The sequence below is a fragment of the Pelotomaculum propionicicum genome, assembly GCF_004369225.1.
In the GTDB taxonomy this organism is placed as follows: Bacteria; Bacillota; Desulfotomaculia; order Desulfotomaculales; family Pelotomaculaceae; genus Pelotomaculum_B; species Pelotomaculum_B propionicicum.
Map to the genome: position 1 here is coordinate 1 of NZ_QFFZ01000079.1, position 8,573 is coordinate 8,573.

Below are 8,573 nucleotides of genomic sequence, written 5' to 3' on the forward strand. Positions count from 1 at the left end.
ACATTTTTTCACATGACTGGAATGCGATGCGGGGGTATCATTACCTCATGCATATCGCCCGTATGTTAAATGAAATGGCGCTTCATTCGCTTTACCTGACGGAACATGTCAAAACAGTCGGGGTTCAGTCTTTCATCAAGAAGTTTTATGAAGCTATGACCTATAGTGAGTTGGATACAGGGCGGCTTCGCCGGCTGACCGAATCTCCCGGTCAATTGCGACTAGTGCACGAAGAAAATTGGAAAGCAAGCCGTCTGGCGGCATAGCGAATTGAACTGATACAGACAGCTTAGGCAGCGGTTGCGCGGCGCTACTCGTCTTTCCGTTGAAGATGTCCGGCATGCTAAAACGAGCAGAAACGGTTTAGTTAAGGATGTGTTGATACGGATAAACCGGTGATTTTTGGAATAACCGAATAGGCAATAGTTGCGAAAACGTCAATTCCAGACCCCGCAAGATTTAAAAAACATTTTCATGCGTCAGCTCTGAGTGGCATGAGAGGTTGTTGACATTAAAAAACGGAAGTGCTAGAATTACTTTGCGCTATTTTTAAAACACATGCCCGAGTGGCGGAACTGGCAGACGCACAGGACTTAAAATCCTGCGAGCTTCGCGGCTCGTACCGGTTCGATTCCGGTCTCGGGCACCATAGATTTACAAGGGCTGCGGGGGTGGATTTTATTTCCACCCCTGACCTTTTAGGAACGAGTCCTGTGTGTCTGAAAGACCTCTCGGAAACACACAGGACTCAAGCCCCTTATCTGAAGGAACACCGCTAAACCGCCACACCTGGGGAGACAGGTTAGAAATGTATGGTAAACGTCTTGAGGCAAAAATTCGCCCCTATGACCTACGCCATTATGAGAAGCCGATGATTATGTTACGTGTTAATTAAAACATCCCCGTAAAACAGCATAAAATCAGCCTTTTAAATTTAATCACTTCCCATAATCATTCATAATTAGTTCATTACCAAAGAAAGGAGCTAATTATGGATACTGAAAAAAATATACGAAAAATGATCGAGCAGGTACTTGATGAATTAAAAAGTCAAGGTTACAGTAAAAACTGCATCCAACGGTATGTAGCCAGTTACAGAGGTCTGCTGGCATATGCCGACGGCCATGGAATCAGTGAATACAGCGAAGCCGTAGGCCTGGATTACATGTTTGACCAGTTCGGATACAAACTGGAAGGTTTCTTCGGCAATCTTCCACAACCCGTGAGCAATACGCTTCACCATCTACTGGTTCTCTGGCATTACCAGCATTATTCAACGGTTGAATTCATTACACGTGGACAGAAGAAGGCCTTCCAATGCCCGGAAAATTACCAGAAAGAATACGAGGCATTCCACAAAGCACCCTATGGTGCTTTTAAAATGTCAAATGGAATGCAGCACATCCTGTGGAAATACATGAGGTTTGCCGGTCTCGAGATTCCCCGGAACGAACACTGCGGTCTGCACTCCCTCCGGAGCACGCTTGCCAGAACCATGCTTGAAAGCGGGGGACCCCTTCCTGTCATCTCCGAAGTGCTAGGTCACGAAAGCGTACAATCTACCAGCGTCTACCTAAAAAATCAATATGGAAGCACTTCGGAAATGCCCTATCGATCCGGAGGAGGTGTTTCTGAATGGCTGAAGAATACACCTGGAAGAGCAGCATCGGACACCATTTGAAAAATTTCCTGGATACCAAAAGGCTTTCCGGCTTTAAATATGAAGTACCGGAACGCTGGCTCAGGCAGCTTGACATATACTGTCTGGAGAACAGAATTCCTGCAAACACGCTTCCAAGGGAAGCAGTAGAGGAATTCTGTTATGGTGACGGTTTTGAATCAAAAGCCACCTGCCAGGACCGCCTGTGCCTGTTAAGAAACCTTGCCGAATATATGGAAAAAGCCGGATGCAATGCCTATATTGCCCCGATGTCGGTAAAAGCATTCCGGTATCCCAAACATGAACCCTATATCTTTTCAGAAAAAGAAGTCAGGTCAATCTTTAAGCAGATTGATGAATAAAAAACTCATGCACGAAAATAGTACCGACAGTGACTATTTCTTCCCCGGATTTCATGGGGGATGTTATTCCAACAGTACGATTTATGTGCGTTTCAGGCAATATTTATGGAAAGCAGGCATTTCCCATACGGGAAGCGGACCAAGGCTGCATGATTTCCGGCATGTCTATTGTGTCCATCCTATCGGTTGAAGAAATGGGTCATGGCAGGGGAAGAACTGACAAACCTTCTGCCTTATCTTTCCGTATATCTGGGACATTCTGATTTCAGGGGAACCGAATATTACCTAAAATTGACTGCAGATCTTTATCCGGAAATCATTTCAACGCTTGAGAAGTCCCATGGGTATATCATCCCTGAAAGCGGGGTGGATACCCCTTGAAAAAGAAAGTCAAAGAAAACGATTTTGCAAGACATCTTTCTTATTTCCTTTCAAAATACTTGCCCGGACAGATGAATGCCAGTTCCAATACGGTGATCTCGTATAGAGATACTTTCAAAATTTTTCTAAATTACTGCAGAACAGAAAAAAATCTAAAACCTGAACTGATCCAGATGGAAACAGTAAAGAAGGAACTGATAGTTGATTTCCTTGCCTGGCTGGAAATAGAACGTGAATGTTCTATTTCAACTAGGAACCAAAGATTGGCAGCTATCCATGCCTTCTTTGGATATGTCCAGAAGGAAAGCCCTGAAAACCTGTTTGCTTCTTGCCGTTTTGTTTGATACGGGAGCAAGGGTGCAGGAACTAATTGACCTGACCATCAAGGATATCCGTCTTGATAAACCTGCGGTAATAACGCTTCATGGCAAAGGAAGAAAAAGCCGACAGATTCCCATTATGAAAAATACCGCTACCCTATTGGACGAATACTTAAAAAACTATGACGGTAATAAAGGCTGCTCTTTACAAGATTCACCGGTTTTCTATAACCAGCATAAAACCAGGCTGACCAGACGGGGTATTTCATATATACTCAACAAATATGTTGCGATGGCCAGAAAAGAGGAAGGTTTTTATAACGACGGGATTATCACACCACATGTGCTTAGGCACAGCCGCGCTGTCCATATGCTTCAGTCAGGAATTAATCTTGTATATATCCGAGACTTCCTGGGCCATGTATCTGTGACGAGCACGGAAATCTATGCCAGGGCAGACAGTGAAATGAAGCGCAAAGCTTTGGAAAGTGCATATGTTGAATTGGATACAGGGGATTTTCCTTCATGGGAAAAGGATGGTGAATTGATGAAGTGGCTCCAAAATCTTTGTAAATAGCTCAATTTAACAAAAAAGTTATGGGAAGTGATTTTCTTGAAAACGCAATAAATTTTGCTGTTTTTAAGCAACGCTTCCCATAATTATCGGCTTCTCATAATGTCTATTACGTAACGCGTTACATAAGCGGCACGCCTTCGCCCTTCAATTTCTAAGGAATGGGGGGCACGCTTTGGCTCTACAACGTACCCTTGGGCATACGGATTTGACAATGACTAAACGGTATGTGGCATTAACCGAGCAGGATCTACGCCAGCAACACACCATAGCTTCCCCGCTTAATGTGTTGCTTCCTCAACGGCATAGGATTCGGAAGGTAAACAACAGCGGTGAACAGTGAAGGGTTTCAGTTTTTACGAAGGTCAAAAGAAAGAAATGACCGGGGGTGTTTAAAGACTTCCGGTTTTTAATAACATGCAACATATGAACCATATATTGCTCATTGTGAAAAAATAATGGGAAATATATATCTCCTCGACCTATGAGGGGCCTCACGCCTCAATGTGCTCTATGACGCGAGAAAGTCTTTATTTACCCGGTTTCAGATTGCCTCCCTGTGATAACTTATAAACTATCAGCTGGTTAAGGCTGATATTTTCCTCTTTCGCTCTCTCGGTAAGACTTCGATGTAGGGACTTTGGAATACGAATTCGAAGTTGTCCGGAATATTCATTAGTTATAGGTTCCGGTATGGAGTGGCCTATTTCCAGACAGGTCTCTACCCAGCATTTTTTGGCGTCCTCTACATTAACCAGGGCTTCCTCCGGGGTCTCCCCGTCAGACATGCAACCGGGAAGGTCGGGAATAGTGGCCAGCCAGCCCCCTCCTTCATCTTCAGCAAGTCTTCTCAGTTTTATCTCATAAGGTAAATTAAGGTAGTATTCTATATCTTTCATATTACCTTTCCTCCTGTATTTTATTGATCAAGTTAATAGCTTCCTTTACGTAAATCGCCTTAATAGGTTTGGCTTTAGGGATAGACAGTTTATCTCCGGGAGGAAGTTCTGGATGATAATAAATGTAATGACTGGAGCCTCCTGACGGCTGTCTGCGAGTAACGCCGTTCTTTTTGAGTAGTTTATCTAATTCTTCGAAATTAACGTCTTTGGGGTTATTAACTATCCGTTCGTATAACTTATCTCGCCGAGTCATTTAATACCAACTCCCTGAAGATATGGTATCATATGTGGAACCATCAGTCAACAAAGAGCCCTTTTACATGTGGTATGCTTATTGTTTCCCTGCTCAGAAGTGGTCTTAACTGAATAAGGCCAAAGACTGCTCAAGGAGGTCTTTTGTTTCAGCCAGCTTTTCGTTAATCTGCCCCAAAAGGTCTGTGATTTCATCTAAAGCCGCCTGCATACCGGAAACATTGCCGGCCTCAGCCGCTTCCCGCATAGATTGCCAGGCTTCTTTTTTCTCATCCTGCGGCTGCTTGATTTCTTCCCTGATTGGTTTGGCCTGGTTCCGCAATTCCTTTAGGCTGGCCAAATTCTCTGTGTCATTGTTGGCCCTGGCTTCCTGTACCAGCTTTTTCAGCTCAGTTAAATCAGCTTTTTATAGCCTGCCGCAGTTCTTTGCCTTCCGCCCGCTCACTTAACAGCGTCTCCCAGCCGTCTAGATCTTTGAGCAGCGAAAGCTTTATTCTTTGCTCCTGCCCCGGAACATTGTCGTTATTGCCCGTATCGGCGGCCAGAGCCGCGCCGGTCAGCCCGGCGAGCAGAAGCAGTACTATAAATAAGGTAATCGCCTTCTTCAATTTAATCACCCCCTTTCCTCACTGATTTATCTTTAGCCATATAGTAGCTTGTAAATTTTAAATTTGCGTGTGAAAAGTGTGTAAAAAGTATGGAAAAGCAGGACTGAAGAGTTAAATGTAGTATGTAATAAAAAAAGAGTATGAAAAATGGAGGCGGCCACAGTATGGATAAATATAAGGTTCCGGTTGGAAATCTGAAAAGAGTGTGTCACAGCAATGAGCTCGACTTTTGTGAAACTACAGCTGATATTGAGCCTCTTGACGGTTTTATCGGGCAGGACAGGGCGGTCAGGGCTATGCAGTTTGGCCTGGCTATGAAGGCCCCTGGCTATAATATCTTTGTTGTGGGACCTCCCGGCACCGGCAAGAGCACTTACGTCCAGGCCATTGTTTCTCAAGTAGCGGCAGGCGCTCCGAGGTCGGGTGACTGGTGTTACATATATAATTTTGCCGATAAGGACCGCCCGCTGGCAGTGTCGCTTCCACCGGGAGAGGGCCGTGGTTTTAAGAAAGACATGGAAGAGCTGCTGTCAGATTTGAAGGTCACCATTCCCAAAGCCTTTGAAGGCGGTGATTACGAGAATAAAAAGGACGCTATTGTCCAGTCGGTCAACCAGAAAATGACGAACTACTTCCTGGATATAGAGGCCGAGGCTCAGGAGGCCGGCTTTGATATGAAGCGCACCCCGAACGGGATCATTTTTGTACCGATTAAAGATGGCAAGCCGCTGTCGCCGGAGGATTACGAAAATCTGCCGGCCCAGGACCGCAGGGAATTGGAAGAAAAGGGGCGCAGGCTGCACAAGAAACTGGATGAGGCGTTTCATACCGGGCGGGCGCTGGAGAAGAAGGCAAGTGAGGAAATAGCCGCCCTGGAAAAGCAGATTGCCGTGTTTGCCGCCGGACCTCTGGTACAAAGGCTGTTGGAAAAATATAATGATTTCCCCTCTATCGTTGACTACCTGAGGATGTACCTGGTTGACATAACCAATAACCTGGAAATTTTTAAGGGCGCCGCCGTCGCTTCCGGGCAGGCGCGCAGCCCTATGCCGGTGGAGGAAACTGATATATTCGCCCGCTATAATGTTAACCTTTTCGTCAATAATGAGAAAAACGGGGGCGTCCCGGTAGTCATTGAGCCCAGTTCCAATTACTACAACCTTTTTGGGAAGATTGAATACAAGAGCCAGATGCTGGCCCTCAGCACCGACTTTTTAATGATCAAGCCTGGCGCGATCCACCGTGCTAACGGCGGCTACCTGATCTTGCAGGCCAAAGATGTACTCAGCGACCCGCTGGCCTGGGATACCTTGAAAAAGGCGCTCAAGTACCGGCAGGCTGCTGTGGAAAATATCGGCGAGCAGTACCGCCTGGTGCCCACAGTTACTTTGCGGCCGGAGCCCATATCCCTCGACGTAAAAGTTATTTTGATCGGCAGCCCGCAGATTTATTACCTGCTTTATCACCTGGACGAGGATTTCCAGAAACTCTTTAAAGTCAAGGTTGATTTTGACACGGAAATGCCCCGTACACCTGAAAACCTGCGCCAGTACGCTTCCTTTGTGAATTCAGTTTGTCAGAGGGAAGGTCTGAAACATTTCAGCCGGGACGGCCTGGCCAGAATAATCGAGTACGGTTCCAGGCTGGCGGGGCGCCAGGGCAAGCTGTCAACAAGATTCAACGAGGTAATTGAAATCGTTTATGAGGCTGCCGCCTGGGCACAGCTCGAAAGCGCGGCCTATGTGGAGTCCTCGCATGTTGAGAAAGCGATAAGGGAAAAAGTTTACCGATCCAACAGGCTGGAAGAGAGGATCCAGGAGTTTATCACCGAGGGGACGATCATGATTGACACCAGTGGTGAAGTGGTGGGGCAGGTCAACGGCCTTTACGTAATTGAGTCGGGAGGCTATTCTTTTGGGCGGCCGTCCAGAATTACAGCGACGACCTACATGGGCCGGGGCGGGGTCGTCAATATTGAGCGGGAAGCCAGGATGAGCGGCAATATCCATTCTAAAGGTGTTTTAACCCTGGCCGGGTACCTGGGCGGCAAGTTTGCCCAGGAGAAGCCGCTGGGTTTGACAGCCCAGATTACCTTTGAGCAGCTTTATGACGGTGTGGAGGGCGACAGCGCGTCCAGCGCCGAGCTTTACGCCATTCTGTCAAGCCTGTCCGGCATTCCTGTGAAACAGAACCTGGCGGTTACCGGCTCGGTAAACCAGTTTGGTGAAATACAGCCGATTGGCGGGGCTACGGAAAAAATCGAGGGGTTCTTTGAAGTATGCAAGGCAAAAGGGCTGACCGGCGCCCAGGGAGTGGTGATCCCGGTGCAAAACGTGGACGACCTGATGCTTAAAGATGAAATATTAGAGGCGGTTGAAAAAGGACAGTTTCAAGTATACGCTGTTAAGAGCATTGAAGAAGGAATCGAGCTGCTGACCGGCATTCCCGCCGGAGAGGTTGGTGAGGACGGGGCTTATCCGGAGGACAGTGTTTTCGGCAGGGTAGACAAGAAACTGCGGGAATTCAATGAAGGGTTAGGCAAAACCGATAAGGGAAATGGCGGAAAAAAAGCGGAGAGCTGTACAACTTGTCAGGGCTAAAAAACCGCTGTAAGCAGTGGTTTGCAAAAAATCATCAAGAGGGAGCTTTACTGCCCAGCATGCGGAGCAGGGCTTGGGCCGCGGCGTCTTCCGGGCTGTCTTCCTGGATTTCAAACCGATCATCTTTATAACACCATTTGCCGGTATCTTTATCAAAGCTTAAGGAGAACCCTTTCAGGGTTCTTATTTTTAGTTCATACAGCAGCATTGACAGCCTTGGCAGCCAGACTAGATCACCAACTTCGCGCAGAGAGAGGACGATTTTCTTCTCTTTTTCATGCCTGAGGATGATGGGCTCAATAATTTCCTCCCCAGCCTCCCCGTAAACTATAGTAAGGTCACCCACTTTAGGCTCCCACGGTATATACTTTGCCAGCTCTTTGGCCAGTTCAACGCGGATCACCGGTACCCCCCCCTTATTTGTGCCGGCTGATTAATTGGCTGTATATTAATATATTATATCTTTTTTCCTGACAAAAAGATATAAGAAGGCCGCGCTCCGGGGCGGGCCTTCTGCAAAATGCTTATTCCAGCGTATGATTAAATAAAATTTTTTATTTGAGCATGGTAATTTTTTCATTAATCTGCAGGAAGAAAGGCAATAATATATAAGATGTAATTACACTAAAACTTAAAACGATTATAAGTCTTCTAATGTAAAAACCGCGCAGACAGGAGGGAAGATTTTGTTTAAGAACATCAAGCGGGCTTTTTTATTAATCATAGTAATTGCCGTCCTGGCAGCATCTAACGGGGGATGTAATCGTTAGTTTGACAGCATAGTTGCATAGAGAAAACCAGAATTCCTTGTGGCAGAAGGCTTCAGGGGAAATTTTTTTGTGATTTTTAATCATTTTTATGTGGCATAAAATGGCACAATATGATATAATAGAGATAGAACTATTACATACAGC

General features: G+C 46.1%; 11 protein-coding genes, 1 tRNA gene and 1 pseudogene. 9 read left to right on the top strand and 4 right to left on the bottom strand.

Annotated features, from left to right (window positions below; genetic code table 11):
* The 8 genes and pseudogenes from Pmgp_RS18280 to Pmgp_RS18315 all read left to right on the top strand — a co-directional run.
* A partial coding sequence (locus Pmgp_RS18280; RefSeq protein ID WP_205078070.1) for a hypothetical protein occupies window positions 1-266 on the top strand: 266 nt, incomplete at its 5' end.
* A 294-nt stretch (window positions 267-560) separates the two neighbouring features.
* A tRNA-Leu gene (locus Pmgp_RS18285) sits at window positions 561-649 on the top strand.
* Between the two features lie 342 nt (window positions 650-991).
* Window positions 992-1,681 (top strand): tyrosine-type recombinase/integrase, encoded by a 690-nt coding sequence (locus Pmgp_RS18295; RefSeq protein ID WP_134215986.1) that lies wholly within the window; start codon window positions 992-994, stop codon window positions 1,679-1,681.
* Complete coding sequence (locus Pmgp_RS18300) at window positions 1,636-2,022, top strand: hypothetical protein (RefSeq protein ID WP_134215988.1); 387 nt, start codon at window positions 1,636-1,638, stop codon at window positions 2,020-2,022. The genes Pmgp_RS18295 and Pmgp_RS18300 overlap by 46 nt, the downstream gene beginning before the upstream one ends.
* Window positions 2,023-2,223: 201 nt before the next feature.
* Window positions 2,224-2,403 carry a hypothetical protein gene (locus tag Pmgp_RS18305; protein WP_153189235.1) on the top strand — a complete coding sequence of 60 codons (180 nt, stop codon included), beginning with the start codon at window positions 2,224-2,226 and terminating at the stop codon, window positions 2,401-2,403.
* Window positions 2,400-2,747, top strand: a complete 348-nt coding sequence (locus tag Pmgp_RS20730; RefSeq protein WP_345789161.1) for a site-specific integrase — start codon at window positions 2,400-2,402, stop codon at window positions 2,745-2,747. Before Pmgp_RS18305 ends, Pmgp_RS20730 begins: the two co-directional genes overlap by 4 nt.
* 13 nt (window positions 2,748-2,760) lie before the next feature.
* The gene (locus Pmgp_RS20735; RefSeq protein WP_345789162.1) at window positions 2,761-3,300 is read left to right on the top strand and encodes a tyrosine-type recombinase/integrase; all 540 of its coding nucleotides are present in this window, start codon (window positions 2,761-2,763) and stop codon (window positions 3,298-3,300) included.
* Between the two features lie 139 nt (window positions 3,301-3,439).
* Window positions 3,440-3,640: pseudogene (locus Pmgp_RS18315) on the top strand (site-specific integrase); the annotation flags it as partial.
* Window positions 3,641-3,827: 187 nt separating this feature from the next.
* Here the strand turns inward: Pmgp_RS18315 and Pmgp_RS18320 are convergent.
* The 3 genes from Pmgp_RS18320 to Pmgp_RS18335 all read right to left on the bottom strand — a co-directional run bounded on the left by Pmgp_RS18320 (window position 3,828) and on the right by Pmgp_RS18335 (window position 5,059).
* Complete coding sequence (locus Pmgp_RS18320; RefSeq protein ID WP_134215993.1) at window positions 3,828-4,196, bottom strand: type II toxin-antitoxin system HicB family antitoxin; 369 nt, start codon at window positions 4,194-4,196, stop codon at window positions 3,828-3,830.
* Window positions 4,197-4,557: 361 nt separating this feature from the next.
* On the bottom strand, window positions 4,558-4,791 hold the full coding sequence (locus Pmgp_RS18330; protein ID WP_134215998.1) for a hypothetical protein: 234 nt from the start codon (window positions 4,789-4,791) through the stop codon (window positions 4,558-4,560).
* Window positions 4,792-4,849: 58 nt separating this feature from the next.
* A complete protein-coding gene (locus Pmgp_RS18335) occupies window positions 4,850-5,059 on the bottom strand; it encodes a hypothetical protein (protein ID WP_134216000.1) in 210 nt (69 codons plus the stop codon).
* 164 nt (window positions 5,060-5,223) lie between these two features.
* Here Pmgp_RS18335 and Pmgp_RS18340 point away from each other — a divergent pair, with 164 nt between their 5' ends.
* Entirely contained in the window at window positions 5,224-7,659 is a 2,436-nt protein-coding gene (locus tag Pmgp_RS18340; RefSeq protein WP_134216001.1) for an ATP-binding protein, read from the top strand.
* Between the two features lie 34 nt (window positions 7,660-7,693).
* Here Pmgp_RS18340 and Pmgp_RS18345 read toward each other — a convergent pair whose 3' ends face one another.
* On the bottom strand, window positions 7,694-8,062 hold the full coding sequence (locus tag Pmgp_RS18345; protein ID WP_134216003.1) for a hypothetical protein: 369 nt from the start codon (window positions 8,060-8,062) through the stop codon (window positions 7,694-7,696).
* Between the last annotated feature and the right edge of the window lie 511 nt (window positions 8,063-8,573).

Bases quoted from the DNA above. Each gene is read 5' to 3' on its own strand.
- Pmgp_RS18295 (WP_134215986.1), top strand. From the start codon at position 992: ATGGATACTGAAAAAAATATACGAAAAATGATCGAGCAGGTACTTGAT.
- Pmgp_RS18300 (WP_134215988.1), top strand. From the start codon at position 1,636: ATGGCTGAAGAATACACCTGGAAGAGCAGCATCGGACACCATTTGAAA.
- Pmgp_RS18305 (WP_153189235.1), top strand. From the start codon at position 2,224: ATGGCAGGGGAAGAACTGACAAACCTTCTGCCTTATCTTTCCGTATAT.
- Pmgp_RS18320 (WP_134215993.1), bottom strand. From the start codon at position 4,196: ATGAAAGATATAGAATACTACCTTAATTTACCTTATGAGATAAAACTG.
- Pmgp_RS18340 (WP_134216001.1), top strand. From the start codon at position 5,224: ATGGATAAATATAAGGTTCCGGTTGGAAATCTGAAAAGAGTGTGTCAC.